This window comes from Paraburkholderia phymatum (assembly GCF_040965635.1).
Lineage (GTDB): Bacteria > Pseudomonadota > Gammaproteobacteria > Burkholderiales > Burkholderiaceae > Paraburkholderia > Paraburkholderia phymatum_B.
Genome location: NZ_JBFRCH010000026.1, coordinates 50,605 through 77,472, shown reverse-complemented (window position 1 = coordinate 77,472; position 26,868 = coordinate 50,605). Strand labels below are relative to the sequence as shown.

Below are 26,868 nucleotides of genomic sequence, written 5' to 3'. Positions count from 1 at the left end.
TTCACGCGCGAGGCGGCCGCTCAGCTGCGGATGCGTGCATCCCCTGCCTGGCAAGCCCTTCGAACGAAGCGACGTATTCCTCGCAATGGTCGAGATAAGCTTTCACGAGGCTCGACGGATGGCGATGCGACGGGTACACGAGACTGATGTACTGCTCGGGCATCACGAGATTCGGGAAAACAGCGCGCAGCGTGCCATTGCGGATTGCGTCCGCCGCGAGAAACGGCGGCAGTTCCGTGACGACCTCGCCACGCAACGCGCGAATGCGCAAATGAAGGTAGTCGTTCGTGACGAGCCTCACACTGCCGCGCAGCGCCTGGTCGCCCAGGCGCCAGCTGCTCTCGTCGTTCGGCTGGTTCGACCAGACCGCGCACGGACACGAATGCAGCGCCTCGGGAGAATCGATATCGAGGCGCTCGGCGAGCGACGGACTCGCCACCAGCACATGCCGGTAGCTGACGAGCCGCCGCGCCACCATGCTGTCGTCGACGACCCGCCCAACCCGCAGCGCGACGTCGATGCCCTCGTGCCGCAGATCGACATTGCGCTCGCTGGTGTACACGCACACCTTGATCGCCGGATACCGCTCCTGAAAATCGCCGAGCATGTCCCACCATGGCTCGAACGAAGGCGGCAACGAAAGCCTGAACACGCCTTCGTAGTGAGCCTGCCCCGATCTCAGCGCGTCCTCGGCTTTGAGCAGCGAGTCGATGCCGAAGTCCGTCGTTTCATAGAACTGCATGCCGGCGCGCGTCAACGTCACGCCCCGTGTGCCGCGCTCGATCAGTTGCACGCGCAAGTCGCGCTCGAGCCGCCTGATGCGCCGGCTCAACGTAGGCAACGGAACGTTAAGGCGTGCTGCCGCAGCAGAAAGAGTGCCCGTCTGCACTGCCGTAACGAACATACGAGTCGCGTTTAGATCCATAAGTAAACCTTTTTCAAAAATGAGAGTACTGTTTTCAACTACGTCTATTTATTAGTTATCCTATGGGACATATTATTTTTAAGGAAAAATCATATACATCTCGACTCGCGATACGGCAAAGCGCCGTTTTGCATTGCCAACTCGCTATCGCAATGGAGGCATCGATGAGCAAGCGAAAACATGGAGAACGCGATTGTGAGTCGCAGGCCTTAACGCGGAGATCTTTTTCCTTCGCGCGTTTGATTGCGCGTGTGCAAAACGACATGTGGCGGAGCGCCGAATACATCGTTGAATCGCGCGCTTCCAGGCGATGGCGCGCGCCGCTCGCGGCGCGCTTCCCGGCAACATCCGGTTACATCTCCGACCGATTAGCAGAGAGTCTATGCCGAGAAAAATGAAGTGGCACCCTCCGTTTGGAGGGGGATAAATTATTCCCATGCACGATCAATTCGCTTTGTTTTCAATGATGAAATGCTGGCTATTCGGTAGTTACATAAGCGATATCAAACATAGTGAACGCATTAATTAATCGACAACGCGAAACGAAATGACATTGCGCGCGACGACACTTGAATCGTGCTGCCCGCGCGTGAGAACGCGTTCCCTTTGAATGCCCATTCAACCCCAAGAGCCGCACTCATGATCCGCATCCTCATTGCACACGATCACGCGTTGATACGCGAAGGCATTCGCCACATTCTGCTGCGCTTGCCGGACTTCGAAGTCGCCGGCGAAGCAGCCGATCCTGCCGGCACGATCGCACTGGCGCGCTCGACGCAAGCGCACATCCTGATACTCGACACGTCGATCGCGAGCCGCACCGGCGTCGAGTTGATCCGCGAAATCAGGGAAATCAATCAGGGCATCCAGGTACTCGTGCTGACGATGAACGCCGACGAGCAGTACGCGATGCGCGCATTCAAGGCGGGCGCATCGGGCTATCTGACCAGCGAAAGCACGAGCGGCGAGTTGATCGGCGCGCTGACGGCGATTGCCAGCGGCGGTATCCACATGAGCGCCGCGATGTCCGGGCAGATCGGGCGCAATCCGCCCGAGCCCGTCGAAACGCTGCCGCATCAGCGGCTCAGCAGGCGCGAGTTCGACGTGTTCCGGCGCATCACGGCGGGAGAAAGAATCGCCGAGATCGCGACGCAACTGCGCGTGAGCACGAAGACCGTCAGCACTTACAAGGCCCGCATCCTCGAGAAGATGCGGATGCCGCACGGCACGGCGCTCGTCCGCTACGCGCTGCGCCACAGACTGTTCGACGACAGCGAGGAACCCTGAGCGCGCCACGCTCGATACAACATCGACATCGCCCGTCCGCGCCGCTCTTCTGCAATGACGCGAAGGCGGGACAACGCTACCGCGCGTGCATCATGGCCCGCATGCGCGTTACCTTGAAGGAGATCATCATGCTGTTTGCCGACGCGCCGACGACCACGCCCTTCCCATTCAGCCAGGCACCGGACCTTGCGCGCAGGTTAAGCGCGGGCGCGGCACTGCACCCGGCGCCGCGCGCCTCGCAGTGGGCGATCAACACGCTGTCCAATCCCGCCGATCTCAGCGCCGAAGAACTCGCGCAGATGGACTCGCTCGTCTGCGAAGTGCGCACCGTGCAGCGCGGCGCAAACCTCTATCGCGCGAACGATCCGTTTCACAGCGTCTACGTGCTGCGCAGCGGCTCGTTCAAGACCGTCGTCATGCATCGCGAAGGACGCGAGCAGGTGACGGGATTCCAGATCTCAGGGGAAATACTCGGGCTGGAAGGCATCGCCGGCGGGCAGCATCGTTGCGGCGCGGTCGCGCTCGAACGCAGCACCGTCTGCGTGATTCCGTTCGAGCCGCTCGAGAACCTGTGCCGCGAAATCAAGCCGATGCAGCGGCATCTGCACAGAATGATGAGCTGGGAAATCGTGCGCGAAACGAACATGATCCTGTTGCTCGGCACGATGCGCGCCGAGCAGCGCGTCGCGGCGTTTCTGCTGAATCTCGCGGAACGCTACGGCACGCGCGGCTACTCCGCGACCGAGTTCAACATGCGCATGACGCGCTGCGAGATCGGCAGCTATCTCGGCATCACGCTCGAAACGGCCAGCCGGATGTTCTCGAAGCTGCAGCAGGAACGGCTCGTGGATGCGCGCGGCAAGCAGATCCGCATTCTCGACAGCGCCGCGCTCGCGCGGCTCTGACACATCATGCGCTACCGACTGTTGCGGGAGGCGTTCAGTCGTCTTCGCCTAGCTGTGCGAGCAATGCGCGCAAGCGCTCCGTGTGACGCAGCAGCATATGGCGATGCTTGTCGATCTGTTCGAGACGGCCGGCGAGATCGGCACCGATCCGTTCGTCGAGATCGCCGGCGGCCATCACGTCTTCGACTTTCGCGCGCACCAACGCCAGTTCGACGGGCGGATGCGTCAAGTAGCGTTCGAAGCGCCGCACTTCCTGCACGGCGAGATCGCGCACCTTGCGAAAGTGCGCCTGACGCCGATGCTGTTCGGCTTCGTGAGTGTCGTCTTCGGGACGGCGTTGCGGCTGCTGACCGAAGATCGGTTCCGGCGGACGCAGCACCGACTTCTTGCGCACGGGATGAGCGGTGCCGCGAAAGCGCGCAAGCGGCGTTTCGTTGTCGATTGCATCGCGCGCATTGTCGGGCACGTCGTGCGATTCATGCGGCGTATCCATCCAGCCGGGCGGCAAGCCCGTCACCGCTTCGACGCCGCGCACGAACTCTTCGCTGAAGTCTCGCTGGCCCGCGAGCATCAGCTTCAGGTATGACGGGGAGAACGTCATCATCCGCGCAAGACGCGTCGACGCGCCGACCTCACGCGTCAGCAAGGCCAGATTCGTTCGCCAGACAGGAAGCAGGTATTCGTCGGAATATTCCATCGCTGGGTCTTCCTTCGTCAGTCTCGCTGCCAGCGCATGCGGCGCGGCACGCCGATGCACGATGCTTCGCCGGACGACCTCGCGGCGCAAGACGCATGCCCTGACGCTGTGTCCGACAAAGATAGTCGCATCGCCATGCGGCGCGCAACCGGATTCGCCCGCACGCTGCGGCAAAGACAACAGTGGCGCGCACCAGACGCGCACCTCACTCAGCAAGTGACTGCCGAAAGCAAGCGGCGTTCCGCACGACACGATAGAGACGGCGCCACATGGATTTCGCCGTGTGGCGGGCAAGAAGGAGGATCAGGCGGCCGCGACGCGTTCGAGCGCCGTCTTCACGAGCGTTTCGAGCAACGGCTCGACCTTCGCGGCAAGTGCTTCGTCGTACGCGTACGGCATCTGCTCCTGCATGTACGTGATTTGCGACAGTTCGAGTTGGATGGCGTGCACGTTCCGCGCGGGCTGTCCGTAATGCCGCGTGATATAGCCGCCCTTGAAGCGGCCGTTTGCAACAGCCGTATAGCCGCCATGAACGTTGACGATATTCGCCAGCGTTTCGGCGAGCCCTTCGACCGCGCTCGCGCCGTTCGACGTGCCGAAGTTGAAATCGGGCAGCCGCCCGTCGAAGAAGCGCGGCACCTGCGAGCGGATCGAGTGCGCTTCCCACAGCAGCACGTTGCCGTGCTGCGCTTTCAGCGCGGCAAGCTCGCCCTGCAAGGCCACATGATACGGCTTCCAGTACGCGTCGCGGCGGCGCGCGACTTCGGCATCGTCGGGCAGATGGCCGTCGCGATAGAGCGGCTCCTTGTCGAACGTATCGGCGGGCAACAGGCCCGTGGTGTCCTGCCCCGGATAGAGGTTCGCGCCATCGGGCGGACGGTTCAGGTCGATTACGTAGCGCGCGTAGGTGGGCGTGAGAATCGACGCGCCCATGCGTTTCGCAAACGCGTACAGGCGGTCGAGATGCCAGTCGCAATCGTCGGTGCGCGCGGCGACGGGGGTCATCGCCGCGGCGATGTCGTCGGGAATGCGCGTGCCCAGATGCGGGATCGAGATCAGCATCGGCAGGCTTCCCCGATGCAGCGAGAAGACAGGCAAGGTGTGCGTCGCAGTCATGTCGTCAGTGCTTCTCAAAGTTGATTCGTGCCGGCTGGAGCGCCGGCGGCTGGCTTCATTTCAGCAGATCGGAAAGCGCCGCGCGATATCGCGCGTACGCGCGCTCTTCGTCGCGATGCTTGCGGTCGTCGACGACCTTCTTACCGCCCGCGTACACATCGCGGATGGGCGTTTCTCCGTGCTCGCAGAATACGACACCTGACAGCCACGCGTCGCTCGCGTGCTCCGCGATGCTCGCATGATTCGCATCGAGCACGATGAAATCGGCGCGCGCGCCTGCCCGCAACGCGCCGACCGCGCGCCCCGTCGCGAGCGCGCCGCCTTCCAGCGACGCGGCGAACAGGCGGTCCGCGACGCGCGGCATGTCCGCCGATGCGAGCACGTTGCGCTGCCGTTTCGACAGACGCTGGCCGTATTCGAGCAGCCGCAGTTCCGCGCGCCAGTCGACGCCGATATGGCTGTCGCTGCCGACGCCGATGCGTCCGTTCTGAGCGAGATAATCGTGCGCGGGAAAGATGCCGTCGCCGAGATTCGCTTCCGTCGTCAGGCACAGCCCCGCGACGGCTCCGCTCTTCGCGAGCGCGGCGGTTTCGTCGGCATCGATATGCGTCGCGTGCACGAGGCACCAGTGCGCGTCGACGTCGAAACGATCGAGCAGCCATTGCACGGGCCGCGCGCCTTCCGTTTCGATGCACGCGTCCACTTCCGCCGTCTGCTCGGCGATATGGATATGCACAGGCGCGCCCGGCAACATCGCATCGAGGCCATCGAGCAGCGCGCGCAGCGTATCGTTCGACACCGCGCGCAGCGAATGCGGCGCGACGCCGTAACGCAGCGCGCCATGTTCGGGGCGTGCGCCGCGCAGCGTATCGAGCAACGCAAGCAGGCTCTCCGGCGTATTGATGAAGCGGCGCTGATCATCGCGCGGCGGCTGCGCGCCGAAGCCCGCGTACTGATAGAGCACGGGCAGCATCGTGATGCCGATGCCGCTCGCGCCTGCCGCATCGACGACGCGTTGCGCCAGTTCAGCGGCGTTCGCATAGCGGCTGCCGTCCTGCATGTGATGCACGTAATGGAACTCGCAGACGGACGTGTAGCCCGCCTTCAGCATTTCGATGTAGAGCCATTGCGCAATCGAAGCGAGACCTTCCGGCGTGATGCGCGCGGCGAAGCGATACATCAGGTCGCGCCAGCTCCAGAAGTTGTCGGTAGCGCCTGTGTCCGAGGCGGCGCGGTATTCGGTGAGGCCTGCCATTGCGCGCTGAAACGCATGCGAATGAAGATTCGGCATGCCGGGCAAGACGGGGCCGCTCGCGCGCGTGACGCCTGCGGGCGCTTGCGTGTCGGGCGCGACGGAAAGCAGCGCGCCGTGCGCGTCCCATTGCAGCAGCACATTGCGGCGCCAGCCTTCGGGCAGGAACGCGTGATCGGCGAAGAGCGATTGAGTGGCTTGAGTCATGTCGTGTTGGGATCTCGTTGCGTTGGCGTGCGCGTGATCGCGTGCGTGAGCGTGCGTCCGGGCGTATGCGTGTTTCTGTGCGTGCTTCTATGCCTGTGCGCGTGTTCCCGCGCGGGGGTCAGCCGCGCCGCGTATAAACCGTCTCGCCGCCGCGCACGACGCGCTCGCACAGCGGACGCCCGATCCAGTACGCAAGCTCCGCAAGCGATTGCACCGACCACACCGCGAAGTCGGCGGCACGCCCAACCGCGAGCGCGCCGTGCGTATCCGCTTTGCCGAGCGCCTGCGCCGCATGGCGCGTCACGCCTTGCAGCACTTCAGGCACAGTCATCCGGAAGAGCGTCGTCGCCATGTTCATCATCAGCAGCAGCGAAGTCGCGGGCGATGTGCCCGGATTGCTGTCAGTCGAAATCGCAATCGGCACATCGTAGCGGCGCAGCAGGTCGAGCGGCGGCAACTGCGTTTCGCGGATGAAGTAGAACGCGCCCGGCAGCAGCACGGCGACGGTGCCCGCTTCCTTCATCGCGGCGACGCCCGCTTCGTCGAGAAACTCGAGATGATCCGCCGACAACGCGCGATGACGCGCGGCAAGTGCCGTGCCGCCGCTGTTCGACAGCTGCTCCGCGTGCATCTTGACGGGCAATCCGCGGCGCGCGGCAGCGTTGAACACGCGCTCGCTCTGTTCGAGCGAAAAGCCGATGCGCTCGCAGAACACGTCGACGGCATCAACGAGTCCTTCGTCGGCGAGCGCGGGCAGCATGCGCTCGCACACTTCATCGATGTAGTCGTCCGCGCGGCCCGCGAACTCAGGCGGCAACGCATGCGCGCCGAGAAACGTCGTGTAGACGGTCACGGGATAACGCTCGCCCAGTTGCCGCGCGACGCGCAGCATCTTGCGCTCGGTCTGCAGATCGAGCCCGTAGCCGGATTTGATTTCGATGGCCGTCATGCCTTCGGCGAGCATCGGTTCGAGCCGCGCCGCCGATTGACCGAAGAGCGATGCCTCGTCGGCGGCACGCGTCGCGCGCACCGTCGACACGATGCCGCCGCCCTGCTTCGCGATTTCTTCGTAGCTCACGCCCGCGAGACGCTGCGCGAATTCGTCGGCGCGCTGGCCGCCGTAGACGAGATGCGTATGGCAATCGACGAGCCCCGGCGTCACCCACGCGCCACCCAGGTCTTCGCGCGGCCACGCCGCATACTGCGCGGGCAGCTCGCGCGCCACGCCGAGCCACGCGATGCGGCCGTTCTCGACGGCGATCGCGGCATCGTCGATCGTTTCGTTGGGGTTGCCCTGCGCGCAGAGCTTGAGATGATTCCAGACGGTTGGCTTCATTGCGGGTTTCGTCGAGGGCTGTCCGTTCGAAGCAGGCCGCGATGCTCAGGCTTGCGTTGGTTCCGTATAACGAATGCTGACGGCGAGCAACGCGCCCTTGCCTTTTACCTCGCAGCGCAATGCGCGTGCGTTGTCGATGCGCAAGGTGTCGTTGGACGTGAGCGTGGCTGCGTTCATCTCGCCGCCGAGCGCGACATCGAGCGAACCTTGCGCGCAGAACAGCAGCACGACGTCGGCATCGAGTTGCGCGCGCGCTTCGTCGCGCCAGATCGCGACGTCGCCCGTTGCCGCGCCACGCCGCACCATCAGGTTGAAGTCGCGCGTCGGGCCGCCGACGAGACGCGCGTCGATGGCCGTCTCGCCGTTGAAGCGCGCAACGTCGAGCGGCTCGCGCAGCGCATGCGACACTCGTTGCGCTTCGTCCGCTTCGTCCGCTTCGTCCGCTTCGTCCGCTTCGTCCGCTTCGTCGAGCAGCATGCCCGCGCCCGACAGCAGCACGAGCGTCCGGTCGATGCCCGCGAAGCGCGAGAACGGACCGGCCGCGCCGACATCGGCGACGCTCACGCGCCACACGAACGCATCGAGCGCCGCGCCCGCGGGATGAGCCGCGACTTCGCGCGTGACGCCACCGCCGTTCTTCCACGGCGACGCCACGAGATCCGCGCCGCGGATCAGCGACACGCTTGCGGACAATGACGTCGCGCTCACGATCAGCGGCCCAGCATCGGCAGCTTGAGGCCGGCTTCGCGCGCCGTCTTCTGCGCGAGCTCGTAGCCGGCGTCCGCGTGACGCATCACGCCCGTCGCAGGATCGTTGAACAGCACGCGGCCGAGGCGTTCATGCGCGGCATCCGAGCCGTCGGCGACGATCACGACGCCCGCATGCTGGGAAAAGCCCATGCCGACGCCACCGCCATGATGCAGCGACACCCACGACGCGCCGCCCGCCGTGTTCAGCAGCGCGTTGAGCAGCGGCCAGTCGCTGACGGCATCCGAGCCGTCCTTCATCGCTTCCGTTTCGCGGTTCGGGCTCGCCACCGATCCCGTATCGAGGTGATCGCGGCCGATCACGACAGGCGCCTTCAGCTCGCCCTTCCTGACCATTTCGTTGAACGCCTGGCCAAGACGATAGCGATCCTTCACGCCGACCCAGCAGATGCGCGCCGGCAAGCCCTGGAACGCGATGCGCTCGCGCGCCATGTCGAGCCAGTTGTGCAGATGCGGATCATCGGGGATCAGCTCCTTGACCTTCGCGTCCGTCTTGTAGATGTCCTCGGGGTCCCCCGACAGCGCGACCCAGCGGAACGGGCCCTTGCCTTCGCAGAACAACGGACGGATATACGCGGGCACGAAGCCGGGGAAATCGAACGCGTTCTGCACGCCCATTTCGAGCGCCATCTGACGGATGTTGTTGCCGTAGTCGAGCGTCGCCGCGCCGCGTTGCTGCAGCGTGAGCATCGCCTGCACCTGCTGGGCCATCGACTGCTTCGCGGGTGTCACGATGCTCTGCGGGTCCGTCTTTTGACGCTGGCGCCAGTCTTCGATGGTCCAGCCTTGCGGCAGATAGCCGTGAATGGGGTCGTGCGCGCTCGTCTGATCAGTCACGCAATCGGGCGTGATGTTGCGCTTCACGAGTTCGGCGAACACATCGGCGGCATTGCCGAGCAGGCCGATCGAAACGGGCGTGCCCGCTTTCTTCGCTTCGTCGATCATCGCGAGCGCTTCGTCGAGCGTCTTCGCCTTCTTGTCGACGTAGCGCGTCTTCAGGCGGAAGTCGATGCGCGTCTCGTCGCATTCGACGGCGATCATCGAGAAGCCCGCCATCGTCGCGGCGAGCGGCTGCGCGCCGCCCATGCCGCCAAGACCGCCCGTCAGAATCCACCGCCCCTTCGGATTGCCGTCGAAGTGCTGGTTAGCCACGGAGAAGAACGTCTCATACGTGCCCTGCACGATGCCTTGGCTGCCGATATAGATCCAGCTGCCCGCCGTCATCTGGCCGTACATCATCAGGCCCTTGCGGTCGAGTTCGTGAAAGTGGTCCCAGTTCGCCCAGTGCGGCACGAGGTTCGAGTTCGCGAGCAGCACGCGCGGCGCATCAGCATGCGTACGGAACACGCCGACGGGTTTGCCCGATTGCACCAGCAGCGTCTCGTTCTCTTCGAGGTCCTTCAGCGAGGCAAGAATCTGATCGAAGCAATCCCAGTTGCGCGCCGCGCGGCCGATGCCGCCGTACACGACGAGCGCATGCGGATGCTCGGCCACTTCCGGGTCCAGGTTGTTCTGGATCATCCGGTACGCGGCTTCCGCGATCCAGGTCTTGCAGGTTTTCTCGCTGCCGCGCGGCGCGCGGATCGTGCGGGTCGGGTCGAGACGCGGGTCGATGTGTTTCGGGTTGTTCATGTTGCCCTCGGAAGCGCTAGTAACAGTGATGACTGAGGTGATGACTGAGCGAATGGATTGATCGGAACGAAATCAGAAATGCCCGGTGAACCGGTAACGATTGCCCGGATGCCAGAGATTCGCAATGGACGCGACCACACTCTGCGACCACGTGCGACGATGCAGCACGAGGCACGGCTCGGTGTCGTCCATGGTCAGAAGCCGGCGCGTGTCGGCGTCCGGCGCGGACGCTTCGATGCGGTATTCGACGCGCTGCAACGGCGCGACGCGCACGAGGTACTGGTTCGGCGTCGTGTTCGTGAAGTCTTGCAGTGCGTATTCGGGCGCGGATGCGGGATTGACCCAGCGTTCTTCGAGCTGCACCGGCTCGTCGTTCTCGAAATGCAGCACGCGCGAATGAAAGATCGGGCTGCCCGCGCTCACCTGCATTTCGGCGGCAAGCTCTTCGTCGGCGATCGCGGCGCCCACGTGCAGCACGTTCGCGTGATAGCGATGGCCGCGCGCGACGATCTCATCGGAGATGCTGCGGATCGCCACCAGCGTCGACTCGTACTTCGGGCGCGCGACGAACGTGCCCGATCCCTGAACGCGCGTGAGCACCTGCTCGGCCGTCAATTCGCGCAGCGCGCGGTTGACCGTCATGCGCGCGACGTTGAACTCGCGCGCAAGCTCGTTCTCCGATGGAACCTGATGCCCTTCACTCCATTCGCCCGCGTGGATGCGGGCGAGGATGAAGTCCTTGATTCCCTGATAGGCCGGTGCGTTCATGCTGGGCATCTCTCTCGCTCTGCCGCTGTGCAAGGGGTTTAGCGTTGCTCGGAGACGAACGAGAACGGGCTGTGCGCCGCGATCGTGCCGTCCTGCACGAGCTTCGTGATCGCCGCGATATCCGGCGCGAAGTAATGGTCGAGCTCGTAATGCGCGACGTGCGCACGCACTGTGTCCATCACCTTTTGCAGCGCCGGGCTCGTCTTGTGCGGCGCGCGCAGATCGACGCCCTGCGCGGCGGCGAGCAGTTCGATCGACAGGATGTTCGCCGTGTTGTCGGCGATGTCGGCGAGCTTGCGCGCGGCGAAGGTCGCCATCGACACGTGGTCCTCCTGGTTCGCCGACGTGGGCAGCGAGTCGACGGACGCCGGGTGAGCCAGCGTCTTGTTCTCCGATGCGAGCGCGGCCGCCGTGACGTGCGCGATCATGAAGCCCGAGTTCACGCCGCCATCCTTGACGAGAAACGGCGGCAGGCCCGACAGCGTCGCGTCGATCAGCAGCGCGATGCGGCGCTCGGCGAGCGCGCCGATTTCCGATGCGGCGAGCGCGAGATTGTCGGCGGCGAATGCGACGGGCTCGGCGTGGAAGTTGCCGCCCGACAGCACTTCGCCCGTATCCGGGAAGATCAGCGGGTTGTCGGACACGGCGTTCGCTTCGACGAGCAGCACTTGCGCGGCGGCACGCATCTGGTCGAGGCACGCACCCATCACCTGCGGCTGGCAGCGCAGGCTGTACGGGTCCTGCACCTTGCCGCAATCGCGATGCGACAGATTGATCGCGGAACCGTCGAGCAGCGTGCGGTACGAAGCGGCCGCATCGATCTGGCCTTGATGGCCGCGCAATGCGTGAATGCGCGCGTCGAACGGCTTGACGGAACCGGCCGCCGCATCGACGGACAGCGCGCCCGCCACGAGGCCGACGCGGTACAGGTCTTCGATCGCGAACATGTTATAGAGCGCGAGCGCCGTCGATGCCTGCGTGCCGTTCAGCAGCGCGAGGCCTTCCTTTGCTTGCAGCGTCAGCGGCTTCAGGCCGATGAGACGCAGACCTTCCGTCGCGGGGATGCGCTCGCCCTTCACGAACACTTCGCCGACGCCGAGCAGCACGGCCGACATATGCGCGAGCGGCGCGAGGTCGCCCGATGCGCCGACCGAGCCCTTCACGGGGATCACGGGCAACACGTCGGCGTTGAATAGCTTGATCAGCGCGTCCATCACTTCGCGGCGAATGCCCGAATGGCCGCGTCCGAGGCTCGACAGCTTCAGCGCGATCAAGAGACGCACGACGGGCAGCGACATCGGCTCGCCGACGCCGACAGCATGTGAGAGCACCAGATTGCGCTGCAGCAGTTCGAGCTGATCGTGCGGGATGTGCGTGCTCGCGAGGCGGCCGAAACCCGTGTTGATGCCGTACGCCGGCTCGCCTTTGGCGGCGATGTCCGCGACGGCTTGAGCGCAGGCGTCGATGGCGGCGAAGCTCGCGGGATCGAGTTGCAACGTCACCTGTTCGTGTGCGATCTGGCGCAGTTGGGGCAGAGTCAGGGAGCCGGGCGTGAGGATCATGATGTGAGTTCCTGTCTATACAATTTCGAGAAGTGTAGCCGTGGCAGCTTGTATATACAACCCAAATTTCGCAGATTCGGGTAAGGGGTTTCCATTAGATGGGATAAGGCTCACTGGCATGTTTCGAGCAGTCTTCGACGACTTGACGGCTTTCTGCGCGGTATGCCGACTGCCTGGTTCCCTCGCCGATCGATGCCGAAGATTTGTATATACACGCTGGTTTCGGGCGCTGGCAACCGGATAAAAACGCGACGTATGGACGGCTGCACCCACGAAACCAGCCGACATCGTCGCGATCGTCAACTGGGCGCGCGCAAGGGGCTATCGCATTCGCCCTCGCGGCCACATGCACAACTGGTCGCCACTGACGCTCGATCCGGGAGTCCGGCCATCGCAAGTCGTGCTGCTCGACATGACAAAGTCGCTGACTGCCGTATCGGTGGACGCGTCGCCGCGCCCCGCTCGCGTCACTGCACAAACAGGCGTCTCGATGGAAACGCTGCTCGCGACGCTCGAAAAGTACGGCCTGGGTGTAACGGCCGCCCCTGCGCCTGGTGACATCACGCTAGGCGGGGCGCTTGCAATCGGTGCGCACGGCACCGCGATACCCGCCGCCGGCGAAGTGCAGTCGCCAGGCCAAACATATGGGACGCTGAGCAACCTGATCCTGTCACTCACGGCGGTAGTGTTCGACAATGCAAGGCCGCGGTATGAGTTGCGCACGTTCACGCGAGCCGATCGCGATATCGGTGCGTTTCTCGTGCATCTCGGCCGCGCGCTCATCGTCGAGGTGGCACTCGAAGCAGGCGTCAACCAGCGGTTGCGCTGCCAGAGCCACGTCACTATTCCCGCCTCCGAACTTTTTGCGGCGCCCGGGTCGGGCGGCCGTACGATCCAGTCGTTTCTCGACCAATCCGGGCGAATGGAGGTGATCTGGTTTCCCTTTACACCGTGTCCATGGCTCAAAGTATGGACCGTGCAACCGGCGAAGCCTTTCTTTTCACGCGCCGTCAACCAGCCCTTCAATTACCCGTTTTCGGACTCGGTCCCCCAGCCGATCGCGGAACTCATCAGGCGCATAGTGACGGGGGAACGGCATCTGACACCGCTCTTTGGACAGACACAGATGTCGATCGTCGTGGCGGGACTCGGCCTCACGTTGAGCGGCGACATTTGGGGCTGGTCGCGCAACCTGCTGCAGTACGTCCGTCCGACAACGTTGCGGGTGACAGCAAACGGCTACGCGGTGCTAACACGACGGGCGGACGTGCAGCGCGCCATCGGTGAATTTGTCCAGTTCTATCAGAATCGGGTCGCCGCTTATCAGCAACGCGGCGACTACCCGATGAATGGCCCTGTAGAGATCCGCGTAACAGGTCTCGACCGTCCGGCCGACGCATTCGACGGCGCGGTTACACCGTCGCTGTCCGTCTTGAAGCCTCGCCCGGACAAGCCGGGATGGAACGTCGCGATTTGCTTCGACATCCTGACGCTGCCCGGCACGCCGTCGGCGAACCGCTTCTATCGCGAAGTCGAACAATGGATGACCTCGAACTACGCCGGCGCTTATGCGACCGTGCGCCCGGAATGGTCGAAAGGCTGGGCCTATACCGACTCGGCGCCGTGGATGGACGAAGTAATGATCAACACGACGACTCCCAGCTTGTTCAGCGAAGGACAACCTTCGAGCGACCGATGGGACGCCGCGCGTGCGACGCTTAACCGGTACGACCCGCACCGCATCTTCTCGTCGAACCTGCTTGACCGGCTGCTTCCCTGATCGCGACGCGGCATATGTATGCGCGAACAGCACGTCCTCAGCCGATGAGAGACGAGCATTGACGGGCGGCGCGCCGAGCGGTGCCACCGGCCGATACCCGGCCAGACGGGCTATCTGGCATCAACCAGGAAATCACAATGGAATCAGTCACCGCAACGAACTTCGCTGCATTTTCGAGTTTCAACGAGACGCCCATATCAACGCTTTCGTCGACCGCTGCGTCATTGGCGACGTCACACGCGAACCGCCATACCCAAAGCATCTATGACGACCACGAGCATTGTGATCAGACGCCAAAATCCAACGGCTGTGAAAAAGGACTCCTGGGCTCGCTCGGTTCAGGACTCATCGACTGCGTATCGGCGTGCAACGACTTGCTCAATACACGGTTGATCTCGTCGGTCGGTCAGATATTCAACAAATGTGGGCCATGTGGGCGACTTACACACTTCGGGGCTGACCTGGCCGGATATGCGACGTTCAAATCGGTCGCGGGTATTGGAGAAGCGCTCGGCGGCAAGGGGTCACCGGGACTATCACTTTGACAAAGAGTGGCGTCGCACATAGTTCTGCCGTGCCACGAAATCACTGCGTGGGAAGCAGCGAAGCGGGTATTGCTGGAGCTATCCGGCAATGTAAGCAGCGATGCGCCAGCATCAGATGCGCGAGCGCCAGGTGGCGCTGGGCGCACCGGGGAGCCGGCGTGGAACGCAAATCCGTGGCCAGGTGACTGCTTCATAAAAACTGCATGGATACATCTCAACGCCGCCCCTTGCAGCGAACCACGTTCGGCAGGCGACTTTGCGTTGTCAAACCGTGCCCCCAGTGGCCTGAGCAGGTTCGCCTGATAACGGCCCGCCTCTCCCAGGGATTGCGCGCCGAACGGTGCAGTGAACTCGACCTGCACGCGCTGCTTCGGATCCGCCATGGCCTTCCGATACGCCGCCCTGCCCACTTCCGTTGACATCGCCTCGGATGCCCTCGCGATCTCTTCTGGCGGTCGTGACCCGCTGTCGATCACCGCGACGAACGCCGCCAACCCAGCGGCAGACCTATCCATTGTTGATTTCGAATCAAGACTGATTTGAAGCCCGCACGCTTTTTGCAAGCCCCTTGCGCCGCCATACTGACGCCGTCCCAAGTCTTTTCTCACAAGGAGAACGTGTTGAACATCTTCGTGACAGGTGCAAGCGGCTTTATCGGCGGATCGATTGCGGCGGGGCTCGTGCGCGCGGGCCATCGCGTGACGGGCCTGATCCGCAACCCGGAACATGTGGCCGAACTTGAACGCCTCGGCATCGAGCCCTTAGTCGGCACCCTCGACGACCGCGACCTGCTGACCGCGCAAGCAAAGGCAGCCGACGCCGTCATCAACGCGGCGAGCAGCGACCATCGCGGCGCAGTCGTTGCGCTGATCGACGGACTCGCAGGCTCCGGCAAGCCGCTCTTGCATACGAGCGGATCAAGCATCGTCGGCGATGCGTCGGGCGGCGAACGCGGCGACGCGAAGATCTACACGGAAGACGCGCTGCCCGAGCCGACGGCCGACAAGGCGCCGCGCGTCGCGATCGATCGGCTCGTGCTCGACGCGGCGCAACGCGGCATCCGTTCGTCGGTGCTGTGCAACACGCTGATCTACGGACACGGCGCCGTCAAAGGCAGCGCGAGCGTGCAGTTGCCGCGCCTCGTGCGTCAGGCGCAAAAAAGCGGCGTCGTGCGGCATGTCGGCAGCGGCGGCAACATCTGGTCGAACGTTTTCATCAACGACGTCGTCGAGCTGTATCGTCTCGCGCTGGAGAAGAGCCCGGCGGGCACGTTCTATTTCGTAGAAAGCGGCGAAGCGTCGTTCCGCGACATGAGCGAGGCCATCGCGAAGGCACTGCATCTCGGTCCCGCGCAAGACTGGCCGCTCGATCAGGCAATCGCCGAATGGGGCTACGAAATGGCGTCCTATGGACTCGGCTCGAATAGCCGCGTGCGTGGCACCCGCGCGCGCGACCTGCTCGGCTGGCAACCGGCGCGCACATCGGTGATCGACTGGATCGAGAACGACATGATGAAAGACGGGCAGAAGGATGCGTAGAAGCGCGTAGACCGTTGTCCAGCGCACACGCTGTAAGCCCGGCTGTTGCTTATCCGTAAGCTCGCGCCGCTAGAATCCGTTCGATCAGGATCACGACGATTTTGATCTATCGGCACGAGCCCGGATCATTCAATGCTGCTTGCACTCAATTTCGACTGGCTGACGAATCTGCTCGCGATTCTCTTCGTGATCGCGTGCCTGTACGACTCGCGTTACGACGAATACGGCACGCTCACGCTCGCGTCAGCCGCGATGGGCCTCGTCGTGATGGCCATCGAAGTTTTTCTCAAGCCCGCGTTCGAAATGTCGCTGTAATCGCGGGCCCGATTCGACTGCCCCGGCTACGCGTGCACGTTCACTTGTGCGCCGCGGAATGGCAGCACGCATCCGCTTCTTTTCCTTCAGCCAGCGATGTACCCGTCACGCCGTCTTCGTAGCTGTCGTGGCGGCGCAACCAGCCCATCATCTTGTTCTCGTCTTCGTCGCGGCCCTTCGGCACGTAATCGAGCAGCGTATACGTGCCGATCAGCGGCTCGCCGCCGCGCGCATACGACGAGAACGTGCGGAAGATTTCGCCTTTGTCGTTCCTGTAGAACACGCTCATGCCGGGCAGTTCGTCGCACGCGTAATCCTGCGTGTCGAAGTTGTAGACGACCTTGCCTTCGGCTTCCTGCTCCGGCGTGAACGACACGTTGAAGTCGTAGTTGAAGTCGCTGCCGAACGACGATACCCACGGGAATTGCCAGCCCATGCGCTCTTTGAACGCCTCGATTTTTTCGAGCGGCGCGCGCGAGATGGCCACATACGTCACATCGCGATGCGCGAGATGCACGAGCGCGCCGTCGATATGATCGGACAGGAACGAACAGCCGGGACACCCCTGCTCCCAGTCCGGCCCAAACATGAAGTGATACACGATCAACTGGCTGCGCCCGGCGAAAAGATCCGCGAGCGTCTTCTTGCCATCGGGCGTATCGAACGTATAGGTCGTGTCGACCTTCACCCATGGCAGTGCCCTGCGTTTTTTCGCAAGCGCATCGCGTGCACGCGTGAACGCCTTTTCTTCGACGAGATGCGCGCGTTGCGCGGCAAGCCATTCTTCGCGTGAAACGATCTTGTGCTGTTCCATCTGTTCCTCCGGTTGCACGGCCCGTTTGCTCTGCATTTGCTCTGCGTTCGCTCCATGCAGGCGAGCGAAACCTTCACGAGAAATAGTGTTCGAGTCCGTCCAGCGCTTCCGTCCATCCGCCTCGATGCGCATCGCGCGCGGCTTCGTCGAAGAACTGTTCGTGCTTCAGCGTGAGCCAGGTGCCGTCGCCATCAGGCTTCAGCATGAATGTGACGACGGACTCACGTTCCGGCGTCGAGCGATACGCCCACGTGTAGACGAGCTTTTCGTTCATCGCGACTTCGCGAAAGACGCCGCTTACGTCGTGCTCTTCGCCATCGGGCGCGCGCATGATCAAGTGAAAGCGGCCGCCCGCCTTCAGTTCCATCTCGGCGTGAACGACGTTGCAGCCGCCGGGATGCAGCCACTTCACGATTTGCCGCGGGTCCGTCCACGCGCTGAAGACTTTCGCCGGGGGCGCGTTGATGTGTCGCTGGAGCGTAAGACTGGGGCGGTCGGGCATGACTGTTCCTCCACGTAGGCGGCCAGTTGATCGAGCGCTTCGGACCAGAACCGCTGATAGCGGCGCAGCCATTCCATCGCCTCCTCCATCGGCCCCGCCGACAGACGGCACGCGACCGTGCGACCCGTCTTGGTCCGCGTGACGAGGCCCGCTTCCGACAGCACGGCGAGGTGCTTCATCACGGCGGGCAGCGACATCGAGAACGGTTCGGCGAGATCGGAGACGGACAGATCCACGCTATCGGACAGACGCGACAACATCGCGCGGCGCGTGGGGTCGGCCAGCGCCGCGAATGTGCGATCGAGCGTGTCGTCCTGAAACTTAACCATGAGGTTAAGTGTAGACGGCTGACGCGAGGTGTCAAGGCCGTGTTTCGTCTGCGACAGCTTTTGTGTGTTTTGCTTTACGCGCCGCAGACGAGCAGGAGACAGCCGGAAGAATCAGATCGCCCAGCCGCCAAGATAGAACACAGCCAGCACGACGGCGATCGCCACTGTGCCCACGTTCAGCTTGCGCCATTCGCCGCTGACCACGCGGCCGATCACGAGCGTGCAGAAGCCCAGCATGATGCCCGTGACGATATTGGCCGTCAGCACGATGAACACGGCGCACACGAGGCCGGACATCGAATCGACCATATCGTCCATGTGCAGCTTGCTCACGCTGGAGAGCATCAGCAGGCCGACGTACATCAGCGCGGGCGCCGTCGCATACGAAGGCACGAGCGCGGCGAGCGGCGAGAAGAACATCACGACGAGGAACAGCAAGCCGACCACGGCAGCCGCCAGCCCCGTCTTCGCGCCTGCCGCGACGCCCACCGTCGATTCGATGTACGCGGCGGCCGGTGCGCCGCCCATCAGGCCGGAGAATATCGAGCTGAGCGAGTCGGCTGTCAGCGCGCGGCCGCCATTGATGATGCGGCCGTTCTCGTCGAGCTGGCCCGCCTGCCCTGCGACGGCGCGTATCGTCCCCGTCGCGTCGAACACGGCCGTCATCACGAGCGCGAGCACGCTAGGCAGCACGGCAAGCGACAACGCGCCCTTGATGTCCATCGCGCCGATCAGCGAAGCATGTCCCGGCGCGCTCAGCGACGGCAAGGCGAACACGCCATGGAACGCGACGGCGGGATCGATCAGCAGCGCGAGCGCCGAGATCGCGACGATCACGATCAGGATCGAGCCCGGCACGCGACGGCGCACGAGACCGAAGATCGCAGCGAGGCCGCCCACCGACATCAGCACCGGCAGCGACGTAATATGGCCCAGCGACACGGGCAGCCCCGGCCCCGGATTCTTCACGACGAGGCCGACATCGTTGGCCGCGATCAGCAGCAGAAAGAGCCCGATGCCGATACCCGTTCCGTGCGCGACGCCCGCAGGCAGATTGCGCAGAATCCACGAGCGCACGCCCGTCACCGAAATCGCCGTGAAAACGAGGCCCATCAGGAACACAGCGCCGAGCGCGACGTTCGGATGCAAGCCCTTGCCGAGCACGAGGCCGAACGCGGTAAATGCCGTCAGCGAGATCGCGCAGCCGATCGCGATCGGCAGGCGCGCCCAGATGCCCATCAACAGCGAACCGAAGGCCGTCGTCAGACACACGGCGACGAACACGGCGCTCGTGTCGAAGCCCGCCTTGCCGAACATGCCCGGCACGACGAACACGGAATACACCATCGCCAGAAAAGTCGTGATGCCTGCGATGATCTCCTGACGCCCCGTGCTGCCGCGCGCGGTGATGTCGAAAAAGCGGTCGATGAACGTCTGCCCGCCGCGTGTGCCTTCGAACACCTCGCTGCCTGCTTCCGCGATGCTTTGGGCCTGGGGTTCCATCATGATGAGTGCCTCCTTTATCAGCATGCTGAAACGGCGGCCGCTCAATCGGCGGCGCCGTCATCAGGTTCGTCTCGTTGAGTAGTCGGTATGTGTTGCGCTTTCCGGCCCTCGGCGCGCCCGTGGACGTCGTCGGTGATGCCGCCTGTCGCGCCGTTGTTCTTTTTGTGTTGAGGCGAAGGTTAGGCGAATCGCCTTATAAGTCCCATCGCGATAAAAAGATGCCGGGCATGTCGCGATCCTTATATCGTTTGAATCACGGCAACGCGCGCTCGCGACCCGCGTGTTAACACCTACGCGCTTCGCGCGGTTCGACGGGCGCAGAAGCCCCGCTGACAGCGCTTTGAAGCCGATGTTGAATGCAGCCGGCGCGCTCGCGCAGCCACCGCGTCGACATGCGTGGTTTGCGAAGTGCCGCGGTGCGTTTCGCGCGCCGCAATCGCAGACGAAACAAGGGACGCGCGGCGGTCACGGGTTAAACTCTCGGCAAACCGCGCCTTTAATGCACTGCCGGCGAGGCTTTCGATGCCCGCATGAGTCTCTCGATCGTTTGTTTGCGACAGCACCTGCATCGGCCTGCCGCCCTGGCCACGGAGTCCCACTTGATGAACGGCGGTTTCCTACGTCCAGCCTTCCGTCTTTTGTTTCTGGCCGTTTTTGCGGCCTTCATCGCCATCCTGTCGGGATGCAGTCTGTTCGGGCCCACCGAACAGCCGCCCGCGCCCATCAGCGAAGCGACGGTGACGCTGCTGAACGTCCCCGCGCCCGTCGCCGCATCCGAGCCTGAGCCCGAGCCCGTCGAAACCGTCGAGCCGAAGGAACCGAAGAAGCCGCGTCCCCCTGTGGTGCGTCCGCGCAAGCCGGAACCGCCGCCACCCGTCGTCGCGCCCCCGCCGCCTCCGCCGCCCCCGCCGCCCGCTCCCGCGCCGATCATCACGACGCGCGTGATCGAGCGCAGCACGACGCACGGCCTGCTCGACAGCGAAGTGCAGAAGAGCGACGGCAAGGTGTTTGGCCGCGCCGTCGACATGACGGCGGACGCGAGCGGCACGCCGCGCCTGATGATCGTGAACCTGCAGGGCTTTCTCGGCGTCGGCGACCGCAAGGTCGGATTTCCGTGGACGGCGTTTCGCTTCACGCCGAACGCGAAAGGCGCGCCGATCACGATCACCGTGCCGCCCAATCAACTGTCGGCGGCCAGCCAGCCCAAGCCGTCGGCCGCGCTCGCGACGCCGCTCGCTGCCGTAACGGCCCCGCCCGCCGTGCCGCCCGGTCAACTGGAGCTGATGGACGCGGATGTCGAGCGTCCGAACGGCGGCAAGGTCGGCCGCGTGATCGACGTGCTGATCGACGCGAATGCGCAGCCGCAGGCCGTCGTGCTCGACGTGAGCGGCATCATCAGCCCCGATCGCCGGATGATCGCCGCGAACTGGTCGGCGCTGCGCTTCGTCACGAAGGACAAGACGCTGCGCCCGTTGATGGACCTCAATGACGCGCAGATCAAGGCGTCGCCATCCTACGAGACGGACAAGCCGATTCACGCCGTTTCGCCCGCGCCGCCTCCCGCCTCCGCGCCTGCCGCAACGGCTGGCCCTTCGTCGTCCGCTGCGGCGGCATCGACCGCACGCACTTCACGATGACGAGCCGTCTCATGGTCAACGCACGCAGTCTCCGCGCCCTCGACTGGCTCAACTTCTTCGTCGCCAACGTGCAGACGGGATTCGGGCCGTTCATTGCTTCCTACCTCGCTTCGCACAAGTGGACGCAGGGCGAGATCGGGCTCGCCCTGTCGATCGGCACGATCAGCGCGATGGTGTGTCAGGTGCCGGGCGGCGCTGCCGTCGATGCGCTGCATAACAAGAAGGGCGCCGCCGCCTGGGCGATCATCGCGATCATCCTGAGCGCCGTGCTGCTCGCGGCAAGTCCGACCATGCTGCCTGTGATGGCCGCCGAGGTCTTTCACGGCTTCGCGAGCTGCATGCTCGTGCCGGCGATGGCGGCCATCTCGTTCGCGCTCGTCGGACGGCACGATCTCGGCGACCGGCTCGGACGCAATGCACGCTGGGCGTCGATCGGCAGTGCCATCGCGGCGGGCCTGATGGGCCTGTTCGGCGAGTACTTCTCCGCGCGCGCCGTGTTCTGGCTGACGGCCGCGCTCGCGGCGCCCGCCCTGCTCGCGCTGTCGATGATCACGATGCCGTCTCACCACGCGCCGGCGCACGTGCCCGCGAAGAACGATCAGGACGAGCACGAGGAAAAAGAGTCGCTGCTCGATCTGATGCGCGACAAGCGCATGCTGGTGTTCGCGGCGTGCGTCGTGCTGTTCCACCTGTCGAATGCGGCAATGCTGAACCTCGCAGCGGGCGAAGTGACGACGGGCATGGGCGAAAACGTTCAACTCGTGATCGCCGCCTGCATCATCGTGCCGCAAGCGATCGTCGCGATGCTGTCGCCGTGGGTCGGACGCTCGGCAGAACGCTGGGGACGCCGCCCTATCCTGCTACTCGGCTTCTCCGCATTGCCCTTGCGCGCGCTGCTGTTCGCGGGCGTGAGCAGCCCGTATCTGCTCGTGCCCGTACAGATGCTCGACGGCGTGAGCGCGGCCGTGTTCGGCGTGATGCTGCCGCTGATCGCCGCCGACGTCGCGGGCGGCAAGGGCCGCTACAACCTCACGATCGGCCTGTTCGGTCTTGCGGCGGGGATCGGCGCGACGTTCTCGACGGCGCTCGCGGGTTTCATTGCCGACCGCTTCGGCAGCGCAATCAGCTTCTTCGGACTCGCGGGCGCGGGCGCGCTTGCGGTTCTGCTCGTGTGGGCCGCGATGCCCGAAACGCGCGATGCGAACGACGATCTGCAGACGAAGCCCGCCCCTTCGGACGAAGGGCCGTTCAAGCGGGCGGAGTAACGTCGAAGCAACGTCGATGCAACGTCGATGCGCGGCTTCGGCCGTGCTTCGCTCAAAGTCTCAACGCGAGTCGGCCGCTTTCACGCGCGGCGACGCTTTCTCGCAGCCGCGACGGACGGCATCGGAATCGGCACACTGCCCGTCATGCCCTCGTCGATCAGGAAGTCGCGGAACAGGCTGGCGACGCGCGGCAAGCGCTTGTCCGATACATGCATCACATACCAGTCGCGCTCGATCGGGTTGTCGGGCAGCGGCAGCAGCGCGAGCAGCCCCGCCTGAAATTCCAGCGTGCACGCATGCAGCGACAGAAACGAAATGCCGAGGCCCGCTTCCACCAATTGCTTGATCGCTTCGTTGCTCGACAGCTCTGAGCCGATGTGAATCTTGTGCCCCGCCTGACGGAACAGATTTTCGACGGTCGAGCGTGTGCCCGAGCCACGCTCGCGCACGAACAGGTTGGCGGACTCCAGATCGCCGAGCGTCAGGCGCTTTTTCTTCATCAACGGATGTGACGGCGACGCGACGAACGCCATCGGGTGCTTCGCGAATGCCGTGGCGACCGTGCGCAATTCGCGCGGCGGACTGCCCATCACGGCGAGATCGATTTCATGCGTCGCGAGCATGCGAATGAGGTCCGCGCGATTGCCGACCTTGAATTGCACTTTCACCTGCGGGCGCGCCTCCGTGAAGCGCACCAGAAACGGCGGGATCAGATATTCGGCCGTCGTGATCGCACCGATGCGCAACGTACCGCCCTGCTCGCCGTGCAAAGCGGCGAGATCGTCGGCCGCGCCGTTCCATAAGTCGAGGATCTCGAGTGCATAGCGCGCGAGGATTTCTCCCGCCGCCGTCAGTTGCACGCCACGGCCCACGCGCTGCAAGAGCGGTGCGCCCGCGGCCTCTTCGAGCAGCCGGATTTGCAGCGATACGGCGGGCTGCGTCAGACGCAACTCTTCCGCCGCGCCCGACACACTGCCGAGCTTCGCCACCGTATGCAGCGCCTTCAATTGACGAAACGTCGCCGCCTTTAACATAAGCTAAAACCTATATGTTTCGTACAAACATTAAATTGTGCTGCTGTTTCCCCCGATTCTATACTCGACCTCAATGATGAAGTGGCCGCATGAATCGAATTGAAAACGTTCAGGAGAGTACGCATCATGGCCTCGATCGATCGACACACAGCAAGCAGCACGCATTACGCTCCGCACCGTATCGTCGTCGTTGGCGGCGGCGTCGGCGGACTGGGACTCGCGACGCGGCTCGGCGAATCGCTCGGCAAGAGCGGACAAGCGCAGGTCGTTCTCGTCGACCGCTCGCCGACGCACTTCTGGAAGCCGCTCCTGCACGAAGCCGCATCAGGGCAGATCGATCCCGCCACGCACCAGCTGCAATATGCGGTGCAGGCGCGGCGTCATGGCTTCGAGTTCGAACAAGGCTCGCTGCAATCGCTCGACCGTGCGCAGCGCAGCATCACGATCGGCGCTACGCTTGACGCAGACGGCCGCGAAGTGCTGCCTGCGCGCGGCATCGCGTTCGATACGCTCGTGCTCGCGATGGGTAGCGTGACCAACTATTTCGGCGTACAAGGCGCGGCCGAACATGCGCTGCCGCTGGAGTCCGTCACGCATGCGGAATCGTTTCGCCGCAAGCTGCTCGATGCGTGCACGCGAGCGAATCACGCGCGGCGCGTGAGCGGCGCGCAACACGTGCAGCCCGTGTCGATCAACATCATCGGTGCGGGGGCGACGGGCGTCGAGCTCGCCGCCGCGCTGCGCGACAGCATTCGGTTGATGCACCGCTATAGCCTCTTTGCACTCGATCCCGAGCGCGACTTTTGTATCAGGCTGATCGAAGGCACCGATCGCGTGTTGCCCGCCTTGTCGCAACGCATTTCGGCGCGCGCGCAGCGGATTCTCGCTGGGCTCGGTGTCGATGTGCTCACGAATACGCGCGTCACCGAAGTGCGCGAAGCGGCCGTGCACACGCACGACGGCCAGCAACTCGCAAGCGATATCGCGATCTGGACGGCAGGCATCGCAGGACCGCCCGTGTTGCACACGCTCGACGGCATCGCGGTGAATCGCAACGCGCAGGTGCTCGTGAACCGCACGCTGCAAACGACGACGGATGCGAACGTGTTCGCGCTCGGCGATTGCGCGGCCTGTCCGTCAGATGCGGACGGCTTTCTCGCGCCCCGTGCGCAGGTCGCGCATCAGCAGGCGATGTTTCTCGCACGCGCGCTGAAGTGCCGTGTCGGCGGTGAAACGCTGCCGGAGTTCACGTATCGCGATGCGGGCACGCTGGTGGGCTTCGGCGATGTCGGCACGATCGGCAGCCTGAGCGGGTTGCGCGAGCGGCCTGTGTTCGTCGACGGCTGGTTCGCGACCGTCGTCTACCGGCTGATCTATCGCCGGCACGTGATGACGCTCACCGGCTTCGCGCGCATGACCCTCGATACGGCGAGCCATTGGCTGCGCCGCCGCGTGCACCCTGTGATCCGGCTGCATTGAATCTCGCGTAAGAAGAAGGAACGCAGGCGCTCAGTCGAGAAACTCGGCGGACCGCTTGCGCAGCGCCGCGCCAAAATCGTCGAGCCAACCGATCGACAGCCGCCAGCTTTGCCAGTACAAGTCGACGTCCAGATGCTTGCCCGGCGCCATGTCGATCAGCTCGCCGCTTTCGAGCTGCGCGGCGATCATCCGCTCCGGGCACATGCCCCAGCCCAGGCCCGTCGAACATGCGCGCAGAAAGCCGGAGACGTGCGGAATCCAGTGCGTCGGCGCATCGAGTTCGGCGCGCGTGATCTTGCGCACGAAGCGCTTCTGCAACTGATCCTTCGGATTGAAATCGACGCACGGCGCGCGGCGCAACGTATCGCGCGCGACGCCTTCGCTGAAATAGCGCTCGAAATATGCGGGCGTGCAGACGGCGAGATAACGCATCCTGCCGAGCCGCGTCGAACGGCACCCCTGCACAGGCTCCGATTGCGTCGTCACGGCCCCCTGCACGCTGCCGTCACGAATGCGCTGTGCGGTATGGTCCTGATCGTCGATCACCAGATCGAGCAGCATGCCGCGCTCAGCGCAGAAGTCCGCAATCGCGTCGATGAACCACGTGCCCACACTGTCGTCGTTCACGGCGACGCGCAACGTCGGCCACGGTTCGAGCAATGCGCCGGGCAGATCGGGCACGCGGCCCGTGAGTTCTGCTTCGAGCAGTTGCACGCGCTCCGTATGCCGGCACAGCAGCGCGCCCGAAGTGGTCGCCGTGCACGGCTGCCCGCGCTTGACGAGCACGCTGCCGACGCGCTCCTCCAATAGCTTCACGCGTTGCGATACGGCCGAAGGCGTCACGTTGAGCGCCGTCGCCGCGCGATCGAACGAGCCGTGGCGCACGACGGCCGCGAGCGCATCCAGCAGTGCATAGTCGAGCATTAGCGTTCCTTAATCCACATTACTGAAATTAGCTTCTCTTATTCCAATTATCGCAGCACACTGGGGCCACGCGAACTTATTCTTCTCCCCAAAAACATCATGAACTGGCTGGCTTTTTCACATGGCGCCGCTCTTTGCGCGTCACTCATCGTCACAATCGGCGCGCAAAACGCATTCGTACTGCGTCAAGGCATCATGCGCTCGCATATCGGCAAAATCGTGCTGCTGTGCACGCTGTCGGACTTTCTGCTGATCGGCGCGGGCGTCGGCGGCGCGTCCGTACTCGTCGAGCGTTATCCGACTTTCATCCACGCGCTGCTGTATGTGGGTCTCGCCTATCTGGCGTGGTTCGGCATCAGCGCGCTGATGCGCGCGCTGCGCCCCGGGCATGCCGTGCTCGACACCGATTCGAAAGGCGACACCGCGCCGCCCGTGCAACGCGCGTGGCCTATCGTGCTGATGACGCTCGCGTTCACGTGGCTCAATCCGCACGTCTATCTGGATACGTTCCTGCTGATCGGCACGGCGGGCGCCCGCGAAGCGCAAGGCACGCGCGCCGCATTCGCAATCGGCGCGATGTTCGTCAGCGCCGTCTGGTTCGTCGCATTGGGCTATGGCGCGCGGGCTCTCGCGCCGCTCTTCAGGCGCGCAGTTGCCTGGCGCGTGCTGGATGGCGCGATCGGCAGCATGGTGTTGCTGCTCGCCGTCACGCAGTTGCGCTAAGGCCGCTGAGGTGTGCCGGATTG

General features: G+C 64.1%; 25 protein-coding genes and 1 pseudogene. 11 read left to right on the top strand and 15 right to left on the bottom strand.

From position 1 onward, the window contains the following. Window position 1: 1 nt before the first annotated feature. Window positions 2–925: a LysR family transcriptional regulator gene (locus AB4Y32_RS30470; RefSeq protein ID WP_368724880.1), complete on the bottom strand. Its 924-nt coding sequence runs from the start codon at window positions 923–925 to the stop codon at window positions 2–4. Window positions 926–1,564: 639 nt separating this feature from the next. On the opposite strand from AB4Y32_RS30470, the gene AB4Y32_RS30465 reads away from it, so the two are divergent. Together AB4Y32_RS30465 and AB4Y32_RS30460 are read left to right on the top strand one after the other, a co-directional pair. Next, a complete protein-coding gene (locus tag AB4Y32_RS30465; RefSeq protein ID WP_368724879.1) occupies window positions 1,565–2,212 on the top strand; it encodes a response regulator in 648 nt (215 codons plus the stop codon). Between the two features lie 128 nt (window positions 2,213–2,340). After that, window positions 2,341–3,117, top strand: a complete 777-nt coding sequence (locus tag AB4Y32_RS30460; RefSeq protein WP_368724878.1) for a helix-turn-helix domain-containing protein — start codon at window positions 2,341–2,343, stop codon at window positions 3,115–3,117. A 34-nt stretch (window positions 3,118–3,151) separates the two neighbouring features. Here AB4Y32_RS30460 and AB4Y32_RS30455 read toward each other — a convergent pair whose 3' ends face one another. The 8 genes from AB4Y32_RS30455 to hutH all read right to left on the bottom strand — a co-directional run bounded on the left by AB4Y32_RS30455 (window position 3,152) and on the right by hutH (window position 12,454). After that, window positions 3,152–3,814 (bottom strand): hypothetical protein, encoded by a 663-nt coding sequence (locus AB4Y32_RS30455; RefSeq protein WP_368724877.1) that lies wholly within the window; start codon window positions 3,812–3,814, stop codon window positions 3,152–3,154. A gap of 303 nt (window positions 3,815–4,117) precedes the next feature. Next, window positions 4,118–4,930 (bottom strand): N-formylglutamate deformylase, encoded by an 813-nt coding sequence (hutG, locus tag AB4Y32_RS30450; protein ID WP_368724876.1) that lies wholly within the window; start codon window positions 4,928–4,930, stop codon window positions 4,118–4,120. 55 nt (window positions 4,931–4,985) lie between these two features. Next, complete coding sequence (locus AB4Y32_RS30445; RefSeq protein ID WP_368724875.1) at window positions 4,986–6,389, bottom strand: formimidoylglutamate deiminase; 1,404 nt, start codon at window positions 6,387–6,389, stop codon at window positions 4,986–4,988. Window positions 6,390–6,507: 118 nt separating this feature from the next. Next, on the bottom strand, window positions 6,508–7,725 hold the full coding sequence (hutI, locus tag AB4Y32_RS30440) for an imidazolonepropionase (RefSeq protein ID WP_368724874.1): 1,218 nt from the start codon (window positions 7,723–7,725) through the stop codon (window positions 6,508–6,510). A 45-nt stretch (window positions 7,726–7,770) separates the two neighbouring features. Next, entirely contained in the window at window positions 7,771–8,433 is a 663-nt protein-coding gene (locus tag AB4Y32_RS30435; protein WP_368724873.1) for a HutD family protein, read from the bottom strand. Window positions 8,434–8,435: 2 nt separating this feature from the next. Further along, window positions 8,436–10,124, bottom strand: a complete 1,689-nt coding sequence (hutU, locus tag AB4Y32_RS30430) for a urocanate hydratase (RefSeq protein WP_368724872.1) — start codon at window positions 10,122–10,124, stop codon at window positions 8,436–8,438. Window positions 10,125–10,196: 72 nt separating this feature from the next. After that, window positions 10,197–10,892, bottom strand: a complete 696-nt coding sequence (gene hutC / locus AB4Y32_RS30425; RefSeq protein ID WP_368724871.1) for a histidine utilization repressor — start codon at window positions 10,890–10,892, stop codon at window positions 10,197–10,199. Window positions 10,893–10,930: 38 nt separating this feature from the next. Next, complete coding sequence (hutH, locus tag AB4Y32_RS30420; RefSeq protein ID WP_368724870.1) at window positions 10,931–12,454, bottom strand: histidine ammonia-lyase; 1,524 nt, start codon at window positions 12,452–12,454, stop codon at window positions 10,931–10,933. A 250-nt stretch (window positions 12,455–12,704) separates the two neighbouring features. On the opposite strand from hutH, the pseudogene AB4Y32_RS30415 reads away from it, so the two are divergent. From AB4Y32_RS30415 to AB4Y32_RS30395, 5 genes and pseudogenes are all read left to right on the top strand, one after another. Then, a pseudogene (locus tag AB4Y32_RS30415) lies at window positions 12,705–14,234 on the top strand (cholesterol oxidase substrate-binding domain-containing protein); the annotation flags it as partial. Between the two features lie 137 nt (window positions 14,235–14,371). After that, the gene (locus AB4Y32_RS30410; protein WP_368724869.1) at window positions 14,372–14,779 is read left to right on the top strand and encodes a hypothetical protein; all 408 of its coding nucleotides are present in this window, start codon (window positions 14,372–14,374) and stop codon (window positions 14,777–14,779) included. A 381-nt stretch (window positions 14,780–15,160) separates the two neighbouring features. Next, window positions 15,161–15,322 carry a hypothetical protein gene (locus AB4Y32_RS30405; RefSeq protein WP_368724868.1) on the top strand — a complete coding sequence of 54 codons (162 nt, stop codon included), beginning with the start codon at window positions 15,161–15,163 and terminating at the stop codon, window positions 15,320–15,322. Window positions 15,323–15,399: 77 nt separating this feature from the next. Then, window positions 15,400–16,317 (top strand): NAD-dependent epimerase/dehydratase family protein, encoded by a 918-nt coding sequence (locus AB4Y32_RS30400; RefSeq protein WP_368724867.1) that lies wholly within the window; start codon window positions 15,400–15,402, stop codon window positions 16,315–16,317. A gap of 132 nt (window positions 16,318–16,449) precedes the next feature. Then, window positions 16,450–16,632: a hypothetical protein gene (locus tag AB4Y32_RS30395; RefSeq protein ID WP_368724866.1), complete on the top strand. Its 183-nt coding sequence runs from the start codon at window positions 16,450–16,452 to the stop codon at window positions 16,630–16,632. A gap of 40 nt (window positions 16,633–16,672) precedes the next feature. Here AB4Y32_RS30395 and AB4Y32_RS30390 read toward each other — a convergent pair whose 3' ends face one another. From AB4Y32_RS30390 to AB4Y32_RS30375, 4 genes are all read right to left on the bottom strand, one after another. After that, the gene (locus tag AB4Y32_RS30390; RefSeq protein WP_368724899.1) at window positions 16,673–17,446 is read right to left on the bottom strand and encodes a DUF899 domain-containing protein; all 774 of its coding nucleotides are present in this window, start codon (window positions 17,444–17,446) and stop codon (window positions 16,673–16,675) included. Between the two features lie 73 nt (window positions 17,447–17,519). Then, window positions 17,520–17,948: an SRPBCC domain-containing protein gene (locus AB4Y32_RS30385; protein ID WP_368724865.1), complete on the bottom strand. Its 429-nt coding sequence runs from the start codon at window positions 17,946–17,948 to the stop codon at window positions 17,520–17,522. Beyond that, window positions 17,855–18,277: an ArsR/SmtB family transcription factor gene (locus tag AB4Y32_RS30380; RefSeq protein WP_368724864.1), complete on the bottom strand. Its 423-nt coding sequence runs from the start codon at window positions 18,275–18,277 to the stop codon at window positions 17,855–17,857. The genes AB4Y32_RS30385 and AB4Y32_RS30380 overlap by 94 nt, the downstream gene beginning before the upstream one ends. A gap of 111 nt (window positions 18,278–18,388) precedes the next feature. Further along, window positions 18,389–19,783, bottom strand: coding sequence for an NCS2 family permease (locus tag AB4Y32_RS30375; RefSeq protein WP_368724863.1), 1,395 nt, complete (start codon window positions 19,781–19,783; stop codon window positions 18,389–18,391). Window positions 19,784–20,385: 602 nt separating this feature from the next. Between AB4Y32_RS30375 and AB4Y32_RS30370 the strand changes: the two genes are divergently transcribed. After that, window positions 20,386–21,420 carry a PRC-barrel domain containing protein gene (locus tag AB4Y32_RS30370; RefSeq protein WP_368724862.1) on the top strand — a complete coding sequence of 345 codons (1,035 nt, stop codon included), beginning with the start codon at window positions 20,386–20,388 and terminating at the stop codon, window positions 21,418–21,420. Next, entirely contained in the window at window positions 21,417–22,685 is a 1,269-nt protein-coding gene (locus tag AB4Y32_RS30365) for an MFS transporter (RefSeq protein WP_368724861.1), read from the top strand. The genes AB4Y32_RS30370 and AB4Y32_RS30365 overlap by 4 nt, the downstream gene beginning before the upstream one ends. Window positions 22,686–22,765: 80 nt before the next feature. Here the strand turns inward: AB4Y32_RS30365 and AB4Y32_RS30360 are convergent, their stop codons facing one another. Continuing rightward, a complete protein-coding gene (locus AB4Y32_RS30360) occupies window positions 22,766–23,719 on the bottom strand; it encodes a LysR family transcriptional regulator (RefSeq protein WP_087732169.1) in 954 nt (317 codons plus the stop codon). 126 nt (window positions 23,720–23,845) lie between these two features. Here AB4Y32_RS30360 and AB4Y32_RS30355 point away from each other — a divergent pair, with 126 nt between their 5' ends. Continuing rightward, window positions 23,846–25,198, top strand: a complete 1,353-nt coding sequence (locus AB4Y32_RS30355) for an NAD(P)/FAD-dependent oxidoreductase (RefSeq protein ID WP_368724860.1) — start codon at window positions 23,846–23,848, stop codon at window positions 25,196–25,198. A gap of 30 nt (window positions 25,199–25,228) precedes the next feature. Here the strand turns inward: AB4Y32_RS30355 and AB4Y32_RS30350 are convergent, their stop codons facing one another. Then, window positions 25,229–26,122 carry a LysR family transcriptional regulator ArgP gene (locus tag AB4Y32_RS30350; RefSeq protein ID WP_368724859.1) on the bottom strand — a complete coding sequence of 298 codons (894 nt, stop codon included), beginning with the start codon at window positions 26,120–26,122 and terminating at the stop codon, window positions 25,229–25,231. A gap of 99 nt (window positions 26,123–26,221) precedes the next feature. On the opposite strand from AB4Y32_RS30350, the gene AB4Y32_RS30345 reads away from it, so the two are divergent. Next, window positions 26,222–26,845, top strand: a complete 624-nt coding sequence (locus AB4Y32_RS30345) for a LysE/ArgO family amino acid transporter (RefSeq protein ID WP_368724858.1) — start codon at window positions 26,222–26,224, stop codon at window positions 26,843–26,845. The last annotated feature ends 23 nt before the right edge of the window (window positions 26,846–26,868 follow it).